Below are 16,320 nucleotides of genomic sequence, written 5' to 3'. Positions count from 1 at the left end.
CTTCATCTGCGTCAGCGTGCTCGGCCTGTGGGCGGCGCGTGCGCTTGCAGCACCCCTGTCGTCCTTCGCCAAGGCCGCCGAGAATTTCAGCCTGGACGGCGGGGCGGAGCCGCTGCCCGAGCGCGGTCCGGAGGAGATCCGCTCGGTGGCGCGCGCGCTCAACCGCATGCACGAACGGATCACGCGGCTGATGTCGGACCGCACGCGCATGCTGGCCGCGATCAGCCACGATCTGCGCACCCCGATCACGCGGCTGCGCCTGCGCGCCGAGTTCATCGAGGACGAGACCAACCGCAGGCGCACGCTGATCGACCTCGACCAGATGCGCGCGATGCTGGAGAGCGTGCTGTCGCTGCTGCGCAACGACCGCAAGATCGAGGCCGTGACGCTGGTCGACATCGCCAGCACGCTGCAGCTCATCGCCGACCAGTTCGGCGACATGGGCCATGTCGTGCATTATGAGGGGCCGGCGTCCGCGACCGCCGCCGCGCGGCCCGACGACCTGCATCGCGGCGTCACCAACCTCGTCGAGAACGCGGTGCGCTTCGGCGCCGAGGTGACGATCCGCCTCGACATGTCCGGCACCGAATTCGTCATCGACGTCGAGGACGACGGCCCCGGCATTTCGGATGCGCGCAAGCAGGAGATGCTGGAGCCGTTCGTGCGTGGCGACGACGCGCGCACCATGGACGAGTCGACCGGCTTCGGATTGGGCCTGTCGATCGCCCGCGCCATCGCGCTCGCCCATGGCGGCGAGCTGTCGCTGCACGACCGCGAGCCCCACGGATTGATCGTGCGGATGCAATTGCCGCTGTGGCAGCAATCGCGCCTGGCTGCGGCTTAGGATCGCCCGTTACGCCGCGAGCGGCGGGTGCTCGACGGCCACCTCGTCGAAAATGGCCACGGCCTCGAAGCGATAATTGCAGGCGTGGCAGGTCCAAAGATAGGAGACGCGGCCCTCGCCCGCCTCGACCCAATCGGGCTGCGGGATCGGCGTGCCGCATTGGGCACAGGGGTTTTGCCTGGGGGTCTCGCTGAGGATTGCTTTTGGCATGGCACCTCTCCGGATTTGCTAACCGCTTCCTACTCGCTTTCGCCGGCACACGCGAATAGACAGGCGTGCTGCCGCGAACGGTCCGCCCTGAAGGAACCTGTACGCCAGCATTGAGTCGTAACAGCGGCTCGGCGCCGCAAAAACGTTAACGGCGGCGTTTGGTCACATCATCGCCGCGTTCGGGAGGCCTATCGGCAGCCGGGCGCAGGTCATCTCGAGGGCCTCAGGGATATCTTATGAAGATTTTACGCATTGCCGCGCTGCTCGCGGCCGGACTGACATTGCCGCAGGCGGCCTTCGCCGGTGAGGCCGACTATGCCGAGATGGTCGCGGCCCATGCCCGCGCCAACGGCGTGCCGGAAGCGCTGGTGCACCGCGTGATCATGCGCGAGAGCCGCTATCAGCCCCACCTCGTCGGCCGTGGCGGCACCATCGGGCTTATGCAGATCAAGCTCGCGACCGCCCGCGGCGTCGGCTACACCGGCGATGCCGCCGGCCTGCGCGATCCCAACACCAACCTCACCTATGCCGTGAAATACCTCGCCGGCGCCTACCGCGCCGCCAATGGCGATCACGCCCGCGCCGTGCGCTATTTCGCCGGCGGCTATTACTACGCCGCCAAGCGCCAGCGGCAGGAGACGGTGCAGGTCGCCAACATGGGCGAGAGCATGGGCCAGCCGTGGCTCGAGCCGAACGGCAATCCGCAGCCGATGTTCGGCAACGTCCCGCACCGGAAGCTCGCCCAGCGCGTGCGCAACGCGCGGGCGCAGGCGGCTCAGTAAGCGCCCGTGTCCCGGACGCGCTGCAGCGCGTAGCGTTGCTCTGCGCAGAGCCGGGACCCAGCATCCGCACCAAGCATGGGCCCCGGCTCTGCGACGCATCACGCCGCCAAAAGGCGGCGCGCTGCATCGCGTCCGGGGCACGAGCGGTGAGGTTCCCACCTACCGCGTTGACCATCCCGTCCTGCTGTCCTACATTAGACCCGTTCCGAGGGGTGCTCCGAGGAGGAGCTGAGATACCGCTAAATGGGCAATAACGCCCAGGACCGCGGTGACCCTTTGAACCTGATCCGGGTCATGCCGGCGAAGGGACAGGGATGTTGCAAACGACCAAGCGACCGGATTCACCGGTATCCATCATCGGCGCAGGCATTGCGGGCGCCTGGCAGGCCCTGTTGTTCGCGCAGGCCGGCCATGCCGTGACCTTGCACGAGCGCGGTGACGAGGCGATGACGGACGCCACCAGCCATTGGGCCGGCGGCATGCTCGCGCCCTATTGCGAGGCCGAGGTCGCCGAACCCATCATCAGCCGCCTCGGGCTGCGCTCGCTCGAGGTCTGGCGGCGCGAGCTGCCCGACACGCCGTTCAACGGCTCGCTCGTCGTCGCCCATCCGCGCGAGCGCAACGATTTCGAGCGCTTTGCGCGCATGACCGAGGACCACCGCCGGCTCGACGCCGCCGGCCTCGCCGCGCTCGAGCCGTCGCTGGAGGGCCGCTTCCGCGACGCGCTGTTCTTCCCGGCCGAGGGCCATGTCGAGCCGCGCCGCGTGCTGCCCAAGCTGCACGAGCGCATCCGCGCCGCCGGCGGCACCATCAAATTCTGCAGCGACGTGACGGCCAACGATCTTGACGGCATTGTGATCGACTGCCGCGGCCTCGGTGCCCGCGACGAGCAGCCGGAGCTGCGCGGCGTCAAGGGCGAGATGATCCTGATCGAGACCGCCGAGGTGCAGCTGGCGCGCCCGGTGCGGCTGATGCATCCGCGCTGGCCGCTCTACGTGATCCCGCGCGAGGACAATCTGTTCATGCTGGGCGCGACCTCGATCGAGACCGAGGACACCGGCGTCAGCGTCCGCTCCGCGCTGGAGCTGCTCGGCGCCGCCTACACCGTGCACCCCGCGTTCGGCGAAGCCCGCATCGTCGAATTCGGCTCCGGGCTGCGGCCCGCTTTTCCCGACAATCTGCCTCGCATCGGCATTCGCGGGCGCAGGATCACCGTCAACGGCCTCTATCGCCACGGCTTCCTGATCGCCCCCGCGCTCGCCGAGCTGACGCTCGCCTATGTCGAGCGCGGCCAGATCGACAACGAGGTGATGCGATGCTTGTGATCGTCAACGGCGAGCAGCGCGAGGTGAGCTCGGCAAGCGTCGGCGCGCTGCTGTCCGAGCTCGACTACGAGGGCACCCATTTCGCCATCGCTCTGAACTACGACGTCGTGCCGAAGAGCCGCTGGGCCGAGACCAGCCTGAAGGCCGGCGACGAGATCGAGATCATCACGCCACGGCAGGGAGGGTGAGCGGGATGCTTTCGCCAAACACTCCACTGTCATCGCCCGGCTTGACCGGGCGATCCAGTACGCCGCGGCTTCACGGTTCTAGCCGCACCGCCGCGGCGTACTGGATCCCCGCCTTCGCGGGGATGACAGCTGCATTTGCGGAGACACCTTCGACATGGTGACCTTCTACGGCAAGACCTTCGCCTCGCGCCTGCTGATCGGCAGCGCGCTCTATCCCTCGCCTGCGATCATGCAGGATGCGATCCGCGCCTCCGGCTCCAACATCGTCACGGTGTCGCTGCGGCGCGAATCCGCCGGCGGCAAGTCCGGCGATGCGTTCTGGAAGCTGATCCGCGAGCTCGACGTCACCGTGCTGCCGAACACCGCCGGCTGCCGCACGGTGCGCGAGGCGGTGACCACCGCAAAACTCGCGCGCGAATTGTTTGCTACGCCCTGGATCAAGCTCGAGGTGATCGCCGACAACGACACGCTACAGCCCGACGTCGTCGGCCTGGTCGAAGCCGCCACCATCCTGATCAAGGACGGCTTCGAAGTATTCCCCTATTGCACCGAGGACCTCTCGGTCGCCAACCGCCTGGTCGATGCCGGCTGCAAGGTGGTGATGCCGTGGGCCGCCCCCATCGGCAGCGCGAAAGGCATCACCAACCGCGATGCGCTGAAACTGCTGCGCGACCGGCTGCCCGATATCACGCTGGTGGTCGATGCCGGCCTGGGCGCGCCCAGCCACGCCGCGCAGGCGCTGGAGCTCGGCTATGACGCCGTGCTGCTCAACACCGCGATCGCAAAGGCCGCCGATCCCGTCGCGATGGCCAAGGCCTTCCGCTTGGGTATCGAGGCCGGCCGCACCGCTTACGAGGCCGGGCTGATGAACGCCCGCGACTTCGCCTCCCCCTCCACCCCTGTCGTTGGGACCCCGTTCTGGCATGCCGTATCCTGATCGCTTCTATCCCGTCGTCGACAGCCTTGCGTGGGTCGAGCGCCTCACAAAACTCGGCGTCGGCACCATTCAGCTGCGCGCCAAGGAGCTCGACGACGGGCAGGCCTTGCAGATGGTGACCGACGCGCTGGCGATCACCGAAGGCACCCAAGCCAAGCTGGTCGTGAACGATTATTGGCGCGCCGCGATCGTCGCCGGTGCCAAATATCTGCATCTCGGCCAGGAGGATCTTGCAGAGGCCGACCTCAAGGCGATCCGCGAGGCCGGCCTGTCACTCGGCATCTCCACCCATGACGATGCCGAGCTTGAAACCGCGCTCGCTGCCAAGCCTGATTACGTCGCGCTCGGCCCGATCTTCTTCACCACCCTGAAATCGATGCGCTTCGAGCCGCAGGGCATTCCGAAGATCACCGAATGGAAGAAGCGCATCGGATCGATCCCGCTGGTCGCCATCGGCGGCATCAAGTTCGAGCACGCCGCGGAGATCTTTGCCGCCGGAGCGGATTCGATCGCGGTGGTGTCCGACGTGACGCAGAACGCCGACCCGGATGCCCGCGTGCGGCAATGGCTCGGCCTGAAGGAGGCTGCGTGATGCAGGCCCCGCTCTCACCACACACTCTGCCGTCATCGCCCGGCTTGACCGGGCGATCCAGTACGCCGCAGCGCCTCGGCTTGAGTCGAGCTGCCGCGGAATACTGGATCCCCGCCTTCGCGGGGATGACAGCTGTGATTGACGCCCGCGCAGCGAAGCTAACGAATTAAACCGGAGGATCCCATGAACATCCGCTCCAATCCCGACAAGACCGTTCCCGCCGTCACCACTGGCCCCCTTCCCTCCTCGCGAAAGATCTTTGCCTCTCCCGACGCTGCGCCCGAGCTGCGCGTGCCGCTGCGCGAGATCATCCTGTCCGAAGGCGCGGGCGAGCCCAACCTGCCGGTGTACGACACCTCGGGCCCCTACACGGATCCGAGCGTCACCATCGACGTCAACGCCGGCCTTGCCCGCAACCGCAAGCAATGGGTGCTGGAGCGTGGCGGCGTCGAGGAATATGACGGCCGCCAGGTCAAGCCGGAGGACAACGGCAGCGTCTCCACCGACAAGGCCGCGCGCGCCTTCTCGGCCTATCACAAGCCGCTGCGCGGCCTCGACGGCCACAAGATCACGCAGCTCGAATTCGCCCGCGCCGGCATCATCACCAAGGAGATGATCTACGTCGCCGCCCGCGAAAACCTCGGCCGCAAGCAGCAGCTCGAGCGCGCCGAAGCCGCGCTCGCCGACGGCGAGAGCTTTGGCGCTTCGGTCCCCGCTTTCATCACGCCCGAATTCGTGCGCGACGAGATCGCGCGCGGCCGCGCCATCATCCCCTGCAACATCAACCATTCCGAGCTCGAGCCGATGATCATCGGCCGCAACTTCCTGACCAAGATCAACGCCAATATCGGCAACTCCGCCGTGACGTCGTCGGTCGAGGAAGAGGTCGAGAAGATGGTGTGGGCGATCCGCTGGGGCGCCGACACCGTGATGGACCTCTCCACGGGCCGCAACATCCACACCACGCGTGAATGGATCCTGCGCAACTCGCCGGTGCCGATCGGCACCGTGCCGATCTACCAGGCGCTGGAGAAGTGCAACGGCGATCCCGTCAAGCTGACCTGGGAGCTCTACAAGGACACGCTGATCGAGCAGTGCGAGCAGGGCGTCGACTATTTCACCATCCACGCCGGCGTGCGGCTGTCCTACATCCACCTCACCGCCAGCCGCGTCACCGGCATCGTGTCGCGCGGCGGCTCGATCATGGCGAAGTGGTGCCTGGCGCATCACAAGGAGAGCTTTCTCTACACGCATTTCGACGAGATCTGCGACCTCATGCGCAAGTATGACGTCTCGTTCTCGCTCGGCGACGGCCTGCGTCCGGGCTCGATCGCCGATGCCAACGACCGCGCGCAGTTTGCCGAACTCGAAACCCTCGGCGAACTGACGAAGATCGCGTGGGACAAGGGCTGCCAGGTCATGATCGAAGGCCCCGGCCACGTGCCGATGCACAAGATCAAGATCAACATGGACAAGCAGCTCAAGGAGTGCGGCGAAGCCCCCTTCTACACCCTCGGGCCCCTGACCACCGACATCGCGCCGGGCTATGACCACATCACCTCAGGCATCGGCGCCGCCATGATTGGCTGGTTCGGCTGCGCCATGCTCTGCTACGTCACGCCGAAGGAGCATCTCGGCCTGCCCGATCGCAACGACGTCAAGACCGGCGTCATCACCTACAAGATCGCCGCCCACGCATCCGACCTGGCCAAGGGCCACCCGGCCGCGCAATTGCGCGACGACGCCCTCTCCCGCGCCCGTTTCGACTTCCGCTGGAGCGACCAGTTCAACCTCGGCCTCGACCCGGATACGGCCAAGAACTTCCACGACGAGACCCTACCGAAGGAAGCCCACAAGGTCGCCCATTTCTGCTCAATGTGCGGCCCCAAATTCTGCTCGATGAAGATCACGCAGGACGTGCGGGATTACGCGGCGACGTTGAACGATCCGAACAGCGTGGGGATGTCGATGTCGGGCACCGCCGAGGACGGCATGGCCAAGATGAGCGCGAAGTTCAAGGAGATGGGCGAGAGCTTGTATCTGGATGCGGAGAAAGTGAAGGAGAGCAATCGGGTGTTGTGAGGGGATATTGATACGTTCAATCAACTCTCTGGGCCGACACGGCGTGTTGGCCCAGAAGATACCCCCTAAACTCCGCAGATCGCACAGTTCTGTGTTTCCATGACGCCCGATCCATGCCTCTTTTGTGGTATTATTAAAGAATCAATTGTATAAACTTATAGTTGCAGTGAAGTTATGAATGTGACAAAAACAAGACTTGGAGGATATCACGGGAGAGCTAAGCATCGAAATTGATCGGAGGCTAAGCTGATATGGCGCTTCAAATTGGCACCGCTTCACTTCTCGAGCCAACCGCCGAGACAATTGGTAAAATAGTTGCGGAAGCTCGGCGAGGTCACTTAGAGAGCGTTGTAAACGATTCACGCGTCTTCACTTGCGAGACCCGCAACCAAGGGACAAACGCAGAAATAGTTTTTCGCATACAGAGTTTTATTTTCCACTCTGAAATTTTCATGAACTGTCGCCTCAAAATCTTTCGAGGGAGCTCTGGATGCGTTCGATTTAGCTTGGCAACAACGAGCCAAAATTTGCATCTGGAAGACTATCTGAACACTCCAAGCTACCTATCCATCGCTGAAGAGTACGACGTGTACAGAATTTATTACCGGGGGCGATCTTTAAATGTCGGGCGGCAGGAATGATCAAACGGTCACCGCATCAATCGTTACCGCACTTGATGAAGAAAACGGTTATCTGAACGAGGTGCTTAAAAGTCGTTGCGATCGCGTCCCAACTGATCGCCCTTACAAATCATCGATTTGGAAAGTGAAATCAGATCCTAATAAGACAATTGCCGTTGCATCGATTGGAAGGATGGGCAACGTTCGCTCGGCCGCTATGACAGCCGCCATGTGGCGATATCACACTTCCCCTCTAATCATTCTATTGGGAATCGCCGGAATTTTAGACACCGCTCAATTTCGCTTGGGCGATGTGATCCTGTCTGCCGACGTCAAAACGCGGTATCCAAACAAACTGAAGCAGCTGAACACAAGAGAAGATGTTGTCGTCGATTTGACAGCTACTCCTCGCGAACCATCTGCAAGTTATTCTCCACCTTTTGACGGCCTGACTGAAGTAGACTCCAGAGAATTATATTTCGATAATGGTTACCTTCGCCATATTCGTGACAAGGCATCATGTGGCAAGGGGCTGAATGCAATTCAGTCTTATATTGCCGCACGTCCGGATCGGCGCGTTCACCTCAGGGACAACAAGCAGCATCCCGACAATATTTCTGCACAAGGGACAAGAAAGCCAAGAATTCAATCAGCGACGGTTTTCAGTTGGGGAATGGTTGTCGACCACGATGAATACAGGCAGTTTCTTTTGCACAAGAATGAGGATCACTCACTAGACTACTATCCTGGTGAGGCGGCGGATGGAAAAGGCATAGCAAGCGTAGACATGGAGTCATTTGGCTTCTTCGCCTTTTTCGAGGAACTGAGCCGTTTCGACGTCAGAATGACGCCGACACGCATTACTGTTAGAGGGCTCTCCGATCATGCAGGATCCAAGACAAAATTTCAGAAAGACACTAAAGACTCTTGGAGACGAGTCGCGTTAGAGAACGCAGCCTTGACAGCGATCGATTTCATTGAGAACGCGCATATTTGATGGCAGCGTAGCGCCGCCAACGCGCTTCAGTAAGTGGCGCCGGATTTGTAGTGAGTTTACCTCACCGCCTCCCCGATCAGCTCCGCCCCAACCTCCGCCTCGTCTTCGTCGGCACCGCCGCCTCGACGCGCTCGGCTGAGGTCGGGCACTACTACGCCCATCCCGGCAACCGCTTCTGGCGCGCGATCCATGAGGTCGGGATCACGCCGCGGCGCTATCAGCCGAGTGAGTTCGCGGAGCTGATCGAGCTTGGCATCGGCTTCACCGATCTCTCCAAGAGGGGCGCGGGGATGGATCACCAGATCGCGGCGGAGACGATCGACGTGGCGGGCTTCCGGGCGAAAATGGAGACGTACCGGCCGCGGACGATTGCGTTCACGAGCAAGAAGGCGGCGAGCTTGTTTTACCGCAGGCCGTCAGCTGCGATCGCGCTGGGGCGGCAGGTGCGCGATGCGAGCTTGCCGGAAATTTTTGTGCTGCCGTCGCCCTCGGGTGCCGCCTCGGGCAATTGGACCATCGAGCCGTGGCGCGAGCTTGCGTCATGGATCGCGTCGTAGGGTGGGTTAGCTGCGCGGCAGCGCGAAGCGCAGTCGCGCGGCGTAACCCACCGCGTCTGCCGCTGCAGACACATGAGAGGTGGGTTACACCTACGACGACCCCACCCTGCGCGATCTTCGTTCAGCGAACGACATTGCTGATGGAGCGGGCGATGGCCTGGACGTCGATTTCGGCGGATGGCCCGCCTTCGACAGTGATGAATTTGAAGCTCTTCAGCTGATCGGGCACATCGGCCCCCGATCGCAGGATCGGAATGATGGGCCTGTCCGATTTCTGCGCCAACTGCAATTCATAGCCGATGGAGCTGTTCGACAGCGCTCCGGAAGCGGCGTTTGGAAGCAGGAACACGGTCGCGTCGCTCTGGGCGATCCTTTCCGAAACCCAGTCCCTGAGATTGACGCCTGAGGGAATGTCGACGTCGATCGCGACGTCGACATGATGGCGCTTCAATTCCTTTGCGACCGCACCGGCCAGCCGGGCATCCGAACCGGTATAGGAAAGGAACACCTTCGGCTGGCGTTCCCCAGGCTCGATTGCCATCGGCGCGTCTCTCTCCTCGGTCCCGGCCGCAGCCATCTCCTCCTTCGACGGCACCGACCGACCGAGACGCAGCCAGTGGCTGAGCTGAAGGTTCTGCCCGTTGGTCATGCGGACGTCTGCCTGAATTCGAAATTCGCCCCAGCCACTGCTCTCCAGGCGGAAGTTGTTCGCGCGATCGGTTACGCGCACCTCGGGCGGCGAGAAAGTCGGGTGAAGCTTCCAGACCACCGCGTCGACGGCGGCGATCTCCTCCGGGGGTCCTTCGAGCCAGACCGACCACTCCCAGTATGAGGGTTCGATCTGTTCGGAAAGCTGGGCAATCTTGATGGTCGCCATCACACGCTCGCCAGCTCGATATGAACCCATTGCGGAGACTCGACCGAATTCCACTTTGGAAGGGCTCCATCGAGAAGCTGAACCTCAATGGAATCATCCAACTTGACGCCCGGCACCACGAGAAACACGCCGCCCGGCTTTCGCGCCGCCCGCCCGTCCATCCACGGGCTCGGCGCGACTGCGTTCGGACGGACGAGCCTATACTGGCACTTCGCATTGCCGCTGGCCGCGAAGAGGGCGGCCTCCTTCGGCACAAGCCTGATCTCGAGAGCCCTCCCCGCTTGCGCCCGCCAATAGCCAATCGTTTCGGAGAGACGGACAAGGGCTTCCGCAGGTTCAGCCCGATCGAGCTTGATATGATCGTTCTGCGCATACGGCCCGTTCAAACGGACACCATCTTCGATGATGGCGATGGCCAATTGGTGCCTGTTTCGCGCAGATACGTATTCGCCGGACACCCATTGGGTCGGCATCCAATAGCTTTGCCCCTGCTCCTGCACTTGCAGCTCTCGCGTCATCAGCGCGATCAGAGCGTCGCATTCCTGAATGCGTGTCTGGATTTCCGGCGTGAGATCCTGTCCGCCAAGAATTTCTCCGCTGACAGGCACCAGGCCGTGGCTGCGAATGAGCCGGTCAACATGACTGACCAGTTGCTCGTTGCGATCTCGAAATGAGAAGGCGATAAAAATCTTGTTCACATCAAATCCCCGCAACGATTGACGGAGAGAGAAAAATGACTCCACTACTTAAACGCGATTACAATGTTCGGATTCCGATCTACCGTCAAGGCCGTTATCTCTCGGACGGGCGGCAAGCAATTGTCGCTGCAACGCACCGAATCGCGCGCGAGGCCAACCGCGCCGGACGCCGCCAAGCAGCAGGCGCGAGCGCCGGTCGATGTCAGACATTGCTTGGACCGCCATATGGCGATGGGTTCCACTTGCTCTTTCAGCCCGCTGCGGCTGGACAGAAAACTCGCGTCTGATTGTCGGAATCCGCGCCGACGAGCCGTCCTTTGGCTGCAGAGCGCGATGACCGCGGAGACCTGGATATGCCCACTATCACCGCCTTCGAGAACTCCCCCGACCGCGGCCGCGGGCAGGCCCGCGACATGCGGGTGCGCTGGGCGTTCGAGGAGGTCGGGCTACCCTACGACGTCCGCCTCGTCTCGTTCGCCGCGATGAAGCAGCCGGAGCATCTTGCGCTGCATCCGTTCGGGCAGATTCCGACCTATGAGGACGGCGATCTCGCGCTGTTCGAGTCTGGGGCGATCGTGCTGCACATCGCCGAGCGCCACGATGGCTTGCTGCCTGGGGACGCCAATGCGCGCGCCCGCGCGATCGCGTGGATGTTCGCCGCGCTGAGTACGGTTGAACCGCCGATCGTCGAGCTCACCATGGCGATGCTGTTCGAGCGCGACAAGAGCTGGTACGCCGCGCGCCTGCCGATGCTGCAGGATCGCGTCCGAACCAGGCTCGGCGAATTGTCCGCTCGCCTCGGTGATGCCGACTGGCTCGACAGCGCCTTCAGCGCCGGCGATCTCATGATGGTGACGGTGCTGCGGCGGCTGAACACATCAGGGCTGCTCGACGAATACCCTAAAATCGCCGCCTATGTCGCGCGCGGCGAGACGCGGCCGGCGTTCCGGCGCGCGTTCGATGCGCAGCTGGCAGTGTTCGCTGCCGCGTCGCAGTCGTCATCGCTCTCGTAGGGTGGGCAAAGCGAAGCGTGCCCACGAATTGTATCGATCACTGACGAATGGTGGGCACGGCGCTTACGCGCCTTTGCCCACCCTACGGCACCGTCTTCTACCGCATCGTGATGGCAAGACCCGAGAGATCCGCGTTCGCCATCAGGCCGACCTGTTGCCCCGTCAGTTCCAGCACCGCGCCCTTCTGGTTGGTCAGCACGATGGCGCGGGCGCCGGCACCCAAGGCAAGGCCCGCACCGGCAGCGCCGTAGACCCCGGCGACGTCGGAGGGGCGGTTGATGTTGCTGACGCGGCCGCGCAGCACGGTCTTGGAGCCGCCGAACACGAGGCCGTAGTCGAGGCCGCCGGTGGAGAGCCCATAGGTGCGGCCGCGGAAGTTGAGCACGCCCGAGCCGCCGGAGCCGCCGATGATCCAGCCCGCCTTGTAGATCGTGAGCGTCACGAAGCCGCTGTCGGCCTTTGCTGCGGTCGAAAGTCCGGCCAGCGCGGCAATGGCGACCAGCGCGGCGCGGAAGGTGGATGCGAGCTTCATGGGGGTCTCCGGGAACTGCTTCTTGGGGGGAAGGATTCGAATCAGACGAAGGGAATGTACCTGATGGATCGGGGCGGCAACATGATGGATGAGGCGGGCGCAGCGCTCGTCGCCAAGCACTCAACTGTCATCGCCCGGCCAGTGCGCAATTGCGCACTAGGACCGGGCGATCCAGTACTCCGAGACAGCAGCGATCGAACCGAGAGGCTGCGGCGTACTGGATGCCCCGGTCAGGCTGGGGCATGACAGTGGAACTCTTAGCGGGAGCCCAGGCAACCGCATCATCCCATCATGCCCCCGTTTTGCCCGACGAAGCAAACGATCATTTTCGCTCTTCCCGAATTACAAAAGTCCCAACGATTTCCGCCCCATCCCTACTGTGCATGGGGTTGTTTTCGCATTTTTTGGTTTGAGCCGCCCTCGCCTGCCGCTACGCTTGCCGCGTCAGCGACCGTCTTCGAGGTGATCCCATGCCGATCCAGCATTTCGCGCCCCCGCCACACGTGAAGGCGCCGCCGCTGTCGTTTGCGACGCGCGTCGGCGATCTCCTGTTCGTCTCGGGCATTCCCGGCTTCGATGCCAATGGCGCGCTGCCCGACGGCTTCGAGGCGCAGTTCGCCAATGTCGTCGTCAACATCAAGCGCGTGCTGGGCGAGGCCGGCGCCGCCATGGGCGACCTCGCCAAGGTCAACGTGCTGCTGACCCGCGCCTCCGACGTCGCCGCCATGAATGCGCTCTATGCCGGCGCTTTCGGCCCGCCGCCCTATCCGGCGCGCACGACCTGCGTGGTGCAGGCCCTGCCCGATCCGAAGATGCTGATCGAGATCGAGGCGGTGGCCTCGCTATCAAAGTGAGCCGACCGTGTGGCTTGTCGGGCACGCGGCCCAACCAAATGCGCCGCCGCGCCTGACATGTCCGTGAACGGCCGCCCCCCGGCTTGCAAAGACCCTGCTTTTACCGCACGAATTTTCAGGTCCCACGTCCCCACAAGGAGATACTTCATGCGTCGCGTTCTCGCGCTCTGTGCCGTTGCCGGCATCGCCACCTCCGTCTTCGCCGCGCCGGCCTCGGCCGCGGTCGGCTACTACGTGATCCGCTGGGACAACACCGGCATCTGCCAGGTCTGGAACGAGGACCTGAAGTACAAGCCGTTCCAGTTCGGGGTGTCGACCTACAAGGTCGTCAGCAAGCCGCTGCCGACGTTCCAGGCCGCGTCCGACCTCCAGATCAAGATGCGCGCCGAGCGCCGCTGCACGCTCTAGGCTTGACGCGACACAACGGTTTTTAGGGCGGATCGCGCGAGCGGTCCGCCTTTTCGTTTTTTGCAGGACCGCGTATTTCGGCCGAAATTGACCATCTCCCGCGCGGGTTCGTTGAACCTGATCCGCGCACGGAACTACTCACATCTTGTCCGGCGCGCATCACCGACAAGCGACCGGCACCCGCCCTCCCCGCATTGCCGGGAGGCGCATCACAACATTCATTTCGAGGAGCTGATCATGCGTCGTATTTCCGTGCTGTGCGCTGCCGCCGGTCTTGCCGTCACCGCGTTCGTTGCCGCGAGCCCTGCACAGGCCAGCTATCACCTGATCCGCTGGCAGGACACCGGCTTCTGCCAGATCTGGGACGAGAGCATCCCGACCACGCCGTGGCCGGCCGGCTATCACCGCGCCAGCCCGAGCATGCCGACCTTCATCGACGCCCTCGCGGCAAAGGACGCCGCGCTGAAGAACGGCCACTGCACCTGGTAAGATTTCGATCGGCGGACGAAGAACCGGGCAAGGACGCCAGCGTCCTTGCCCGGTTTGTTTTGGAAGGCCTGAAACGCTCACGCGTCCTTGTGCGCGCCGGGATGGATCAGGACATCGCGGGCGGCGGCGAGGTCGATGAAGGCTTGTGCGCTGCCGCCGTGGTCGGGATGCATGTCCTTGGCGGCGCGGCGATAGGCCCGGTTGATGTCCTCGCAGGTGAGCTGCACCGCGAGCGGCAGGCCGAGCATCTTGCGGGCGCGATCCTCGCTGGAGAGCTTCTTCGGCGCAGCATTGCGGCGGCCGAAGCGCGGCGCGGTCAAATCGTGGACCACTTCGAGCACCACACCGAGACGGCGCTGGGCCGCCAGCGTGACGCCGTGATCGTCGTTGTCAGCGGCCTGGCGCAGCACCGGCAGCGCCTGTTCGGCAGCCTGACGCAGCAGGGTATCCGTGCTCATCCGCGCGATCTCGGCCACGAGCCGGCCCGCCTCGGCGAAGTCGGCGGATTGCGCCGAGCGGAGGCGTTCGAGGGCGAGTTTCCAAGAATCGAGCCGGGGGTCGAGCCGTTCCATCATGCGCGCAACGTTTAGCAATCGAGATCAGTATGCCAAGGCTGCCGTTTCCGGCCCCTTAATTTCGAGTTAGCGTTTCGTGAAACTTCGAAAAGAAATCGGGAGGAATATGCCATGGCATTGCTTGCAAACCACATCGCCGTCGTCACCGGGGCCGGTTCCGGCATCGGCCGCGCCATCGCCGCCGGCTATGCCCGCGAGGGCGCGCAAGTGGTGCTGCTCGACGTCAATTCCGACACCGTCGCGGAGGCCGCGCAGGAGATCCGAAAAGCAGGCGGCAAAGCCGAGAGCTTTGCGCTCGACGTCACCAGGCGCGAGGATTGCTTCGCGCTGGCTGGCCAAGTCGCCGACAAGGTCGGCCAGGTCTCGATCCTCGTCAACAACGCCGGCATCACCCGCCGCAACGCCTTCACCGCGGAGACCGAGACGGTGGCGAAGGACTGGAACGACATCATCTCGCTCAACCTCAACGGCGTCTTCAACGTGACGCAGGCCTTCCTCGCACCGTTGCGCGCGAGCAAAGGCCGCATCGTCAATATCGGCTCGATCCAGTCCTTCGTTCATCTGCGCACGCCGAGCTCGGCGGCCTACACCACCTCCAAGCACGGCGTGCTCGGCTTCACCAAGGCGCTCGCGGTCGAGCTCGGCAAGGAAGGCGTGCGCGTCAACGCGATCGGCCCCGGCTTCATCGAGACCAACATCAACGCCAATGTGCGCGCGACCAATCCGGCGCTGGTGCAGGCCTTCGTCGACCACACCCCGCTGGCGCGCACCGGCAAGCCGGAGGATATCGTCGGTCCCGCGCTCTTCCTGGCGTCGGACCTGTCGGCCTATGTCACGGGAACGATCGTGATGGTGGACGGCGGTTATCGGACGGTGTGAGGGAGCGAGATAGTCCCGCATCACGATGCATCTCGCACCAAACGGGGCGGCTTCGCGGCATTCCTGAGGTCATCTGGTGCGCCGCCCCGCAATTAACCTTTCATTAACCAAACCGGACCACCGTAGATGTACGGCTTGGGGGTCGTTGGTTCTCGATCCGCTTCCAAAGATGGAAGCGGGCGTTGATCGGGAGGTGTGTTGATGACCACTGTTCATGTCGCTGCGTCCGAACCGGGCGCGCAATTTCTTGCCCCCAACCAGATCGTTCCGCTGCTGATCGGCGCCACCGTCGACGAGGTCGAGCGCGAGCTCGTGCTGCAGACGCTGGCGCGCTGCGACGGCAATCGCACGCGCGCCTCGCGCGTGCTCGGGCTGTCGGTGCGCACGCTCCGCAACAAGATCAGGATCTATGCCGCCTCCGGCATTGACGTGCCCGCCTATCAGGATTGACGCGTCAAGACACGCCGCTGGATCAATGTGCCGGCGATGACCGCAAGCGCGATCATCGCGACCGAGCCGGCGATGAGTTCGATCGCACGCAGGAAGAACGCCGTCAGGACAGCCCATGACGGTTGCGGCTCCTCGGCGAATGCGACCGGCACGACGTCAGGCACCAGCAGGTGTGCAAGGCCGATTGCTGCCGCAAGAACGGCAGCGAACAGCCAAAAGATCTTCCACGCTGCGCGCATCGGTCGCTCCTCGCAAGGGCTGTGGCCGTGCGCAAGCGATGGCACGGCGTCGCGCGCCGCGGATTGATGTTGATCAAGCCGGGCACGATGCGCGGGCGGAATTGCTGCTGTCGTCAAACGCCGCTAAGTAGCTTGCTTCCGGTCAAGGGAGCAGTGGCGTGGCAGACGATCA

General features: G+C 63.5%; 21 protein-coding genes and 1 riboswitch. Of the genes, 15 read left to right on the top strand and 6 right to left on the bottom strand.

Annotated features, from left to right (window positions below; translation table 11 throughout):
• Window positions 1–844: ATP-binding protein (locus SE92_RS37270; RefSeq protein ID WP_245324744.1), on the top strand; the 844-nt coding region annotated here is incomplete at its 5' end.
• Window positions 845–853: 9 nt separating this feature from the next.
• On the opposite strand, the gene SE92_RS30685 is transcribed toward SE92_RS37270, so the two are convergent.
• Window positions 854–1,054: a hypothetical protein gene (locus SE92_RS30685; protein ID WP_063201982.1), complete on the bottom strand. Its 201-nt coding sequence runs from the start codon at window positions 1,052–1,054 to the stop codon at window positions 854–856.
• A gap of 236 nt (window positions 1,055–1,290) precedes the next feature.
• On the opposite strand from SE92_RS30685, the gene SE92_RS30680 reads away from it, so the two are divergent.
• From SE92_RS30680 to SE92_RS30645, 8 genes are all read left to right on the top strand, one after another.
• On the top strand, window positions 1,291–1,836 hold the full coding sequence (locus SE92_RS30680; RefSeq protein WP_063201981.1) for a lytic transglycosylase domain-containing protein: 546 nt from the start codon (window positions 1,291–1,293) through the stop codon (window positions 1,834–1,836).
• A gap of 198 nt (window positions 1,837–2,034) precedes the next feature.
• A riboswitch (TPP riboswitch) is annotated at window positions 2,035–2,163 on the top strand.
• Window positions 2,151–3,161 carry an FAD-dependent oxidoreductase gene (locus SE92_RS30675; protein WP_063201978.1) on the top strand — a complete coding sequence of 337 codons (1,011 nt, stop codon included), beginning with the start codon at window positions 2,151–2,153 and terminating at the stop codon, window positions 3,159–3,161. Its footprint overlaps the riboswitch before it by 13 nt.
• Complete coding sequence (thiS, locus tag SE92_RS30670; RefSeq protein ID WP_063201976.1) at window positions 3,152–3,349, top strand: sulfur carrier protein ThiS; 198 nt, start codon at window positions 3,152–3,154, stop codon at window positions 3,347–3,349. The genes SE92_RS30675 and thiS overlap by 10 nt, the downstream gene beginning before the upstream one ends.
• A gap of 154 nt (window positions 3,350–3,503) precedes the next feature.
• On the top strand, window positions 3,504–4,286 hold the full coding sequence (locus SE92_RS30665) for a thiazole synthase (protein ID WP_063201973.1): 783 nt from the start codon (window positions 3,504–3,506) through the stop codon (window positions 4,284–4,286).
• The gene (locus tag SE92_RS30660; protein WP_063201970.1) at window positions 4,273–4,878 is read left to right on the top strand and encodes a thiamine phosphate synthase; all 606 of its coding nucleotides are present in this window, start codon (window positions 4,273–4,275) and stop codon (window positions 4,876–4,878) included. Before SE92_RS30665 ends, SE92_RS30660 begins: the two co-directional genes overlap by 14 nt.
• 183 nt (window positions 4,879–5,061) lie before the next feature.
• On the top strand, window positions 5,062–6,960 hold the full coding sequence (gene thiC, locus SE92_RS30655) for a phosphomethylpyrimidine synthase ThiC (RefSeq protein ID WP_063201967.1): 1,899 nt from the start codon (window positions 5,062–5,064) through the stop codon (window positions 6,958–6,960).
• 621 nt (window positions 6,961–7,581) lie between these two features.
• A complete protein-coding gene (locus tag SE92_RS35240) occupies window positions 7,582–8,577 on the top strand; it encodes a nucleoside phosphorylase-I family protein (RefSeq protein WP_084251911.1) in 996 nt (331 codons plus the stop codon).
• 50 nt (window positions 8,578–8,627) lie between these two features.
• The gene (locus SE92_RS30645; protein ID WP_063201960.1) at window positions 8,628–9,134 is read left to right on the top strand and encodes a mismatch-specific DNA-glycosylase; all 507 of its coding nucleotides are present in this window, start codon (window positions 8,628–8,630) and stop codon (window positions 9,132–9,134) included.
• Between the two features lie 121 nt (window positions 9,135–9,255).
• Here the strand turns inward: SE92_RS30645 and SE92_RS30640 are convergent, their stop codons facing one another.
• Complete coding sequence (locus SE92_RS30640) at window positions 9,256–10,011, bottom strand: pYEATS domain-containing protein (protein WP_063201957.1); 756 nt, start codon at window positions 10,009–10,011, stop codon at window positions 9,256–9,258.
• The gene (locus SE92_RS30635) at window positions 10,011–10,709 is read right to left on the bottom strand and encodes a TIR domain-containing protein (protein ID WP_063201955.1); all 699 of its coding nucleotides are present in this window, start codon (window positions 10,707–10,709) and stop codon (window positions 10,011–10,013) included. Before SE92_RS30635 ends, SE92_RS30640 begins: the two co-directional genes overlap by 1 nt.
• Window positions 10,710–11,062: 353 nt before the next feature.
• On the opposite strand from SE92_RS30635, the gene SE92_RS30630 reads away from it, so the two are divergent.
• Entirely contained in the window at window positions 11,063–11,722 is a 660-nt protein-coding gene (locus tag SE92_RS30630) for a glutathione S-transferase family protein (RefSeq protein WP_063201952.1), read from the top strand.
• Between the two features lie 97 nt (window positions 11,723–11,819).
• Here the strand turns inward: SE92_RS30630 and SE92_RS30625 are convergent, their stop codons facing one another.
• Window positions 11,820–12,254 carry a hypothetical protein gene (locus SE92_RS30625; protein WP_063201950.1) on the bottom strand — a complete coding sequence of 145 codons (435 nt, stop codon included), beginning with the start codon at window positions 12,252–12,254 and terminating at the stop codon, window positions 11,820–11,822.
• 470 nt (window positions 12,255–12,724) lie between these two features.
• On the opposite strand from SE92_RS30625, the gene SE92_RS30620 reads away from it, so the two are divergent.
• From SE92_RS30620 to SE92_RS30610, 3 genes are all read left to right on the top strand, one after another.
• Window positions 12,725–13,108, top strand: coding sequence for a RidA family protein (locus SE92_RS30620; RefSeq protein WP_063201948.1), 384 nt, complete (start codon window positions 12,725–12,727; stop codon window positions 13,106–13,108).
• 147 nt (window positions 13,109–13,255) lie between these two features.
• Window positions 13,256–13,516, top strand: a complete 261-nt coding sequence (locus SE92_RS30615) for a hypothetical protein (RefSeq protein ID WP_063201945.1) — start codon at window positions 13,256–13,258, stop codon at window positions 13,514–13,516.
• Window positions 13,517–13,753: 237 nt separating this feature from the next.
• On the top strand, window positions 13,754–14,005 hold the full coding sequence (locus tag SE92_RS30610) for a hypothetical protein (protein ID WP_063203850.1): 252 nt from the start codon (window positions 13,754–13,756) through the stop codon (window positions 14,003–14,005).
• Window positions 14,006–14,082: 77 nt separating this feature from the next.
• On the opposite strand, the gene SE92_RS30605 is transcribed toward SE92_RS30610, so the two are convergent.
• Window positions 14,083–14,580: a molecular chaperone DnaJ gene (locus SE92_RS30605; protein WP_063201943.1), complete on the bottom strand. Its 498-nt coding sequence runs from the start codon at window positions 14,578–14,580 to the stop codon at window positions 14,083–14,085.
• A gap of 111 nt (window positions 14,581–14,691) precedes the next feature.
• Between SE92_RS30605 and SE92_RS30600 the strand changes: the two genes are divergently transcribed.
• Both SE92_RS30600 and SE92_RS30595 read left to right on the top strand, forming a co-directional pair.
• Window positions 14,692–15,459, top strand: a complete 768-nt coding sequence (locus SE92_RS30600; protein WP_063201940.1) for an SDR family NAD(P)-dependent oxidoreductase — start codon at window positions 14,692–14,694, stop codon at window positions 15,457–15,459.
• 201 nt (window positions 15,460–15,660) lie between these two features.
• Window positions 15,661–15,909, top strand: coding sequence for a helix-turn-helix domain-containing protein (locus SE92_RS30595; RefSeq protein WP_063201937.1), 249 nt, complete (start codon window positions 15,661–15,663; stop codon window positions 15,907–15,909).
• Here SE92_RS30595 and SE92_RS30590 read toward each other — a convergent pair.
• Window positions 15,900–16,148, bottom strand: a complete 249-nt coding sequence (locus SE92_RS30590) for a hypothetical protein (RefSeq protein WP_063201934.1) — start codon at window positions 16,146–16,148, stop codon at window positions 15,900–15,902. The two genes, SE92_RS30595 and SE92_RS30590, sit on opposite strands and share 10 nt — an antisense overlap.
• Window positions 16,149–16,320 lie beyond the last annotated feature (172 nt).

This window comes from Bradyrhizobium sp. AT1, assembly GCF_001590795.1.
GTDB lineage: Bacteria > Pseudomonadota > Alphaproteobacteria > Rhizobiales > Xanthobacteraceae > Bradyrhizobium.
The sequence above is the reverse complement of the archived record's forward strand: the minus strand, read 5'-3'. Positions and strand labels throughout refer to the sequence as shown.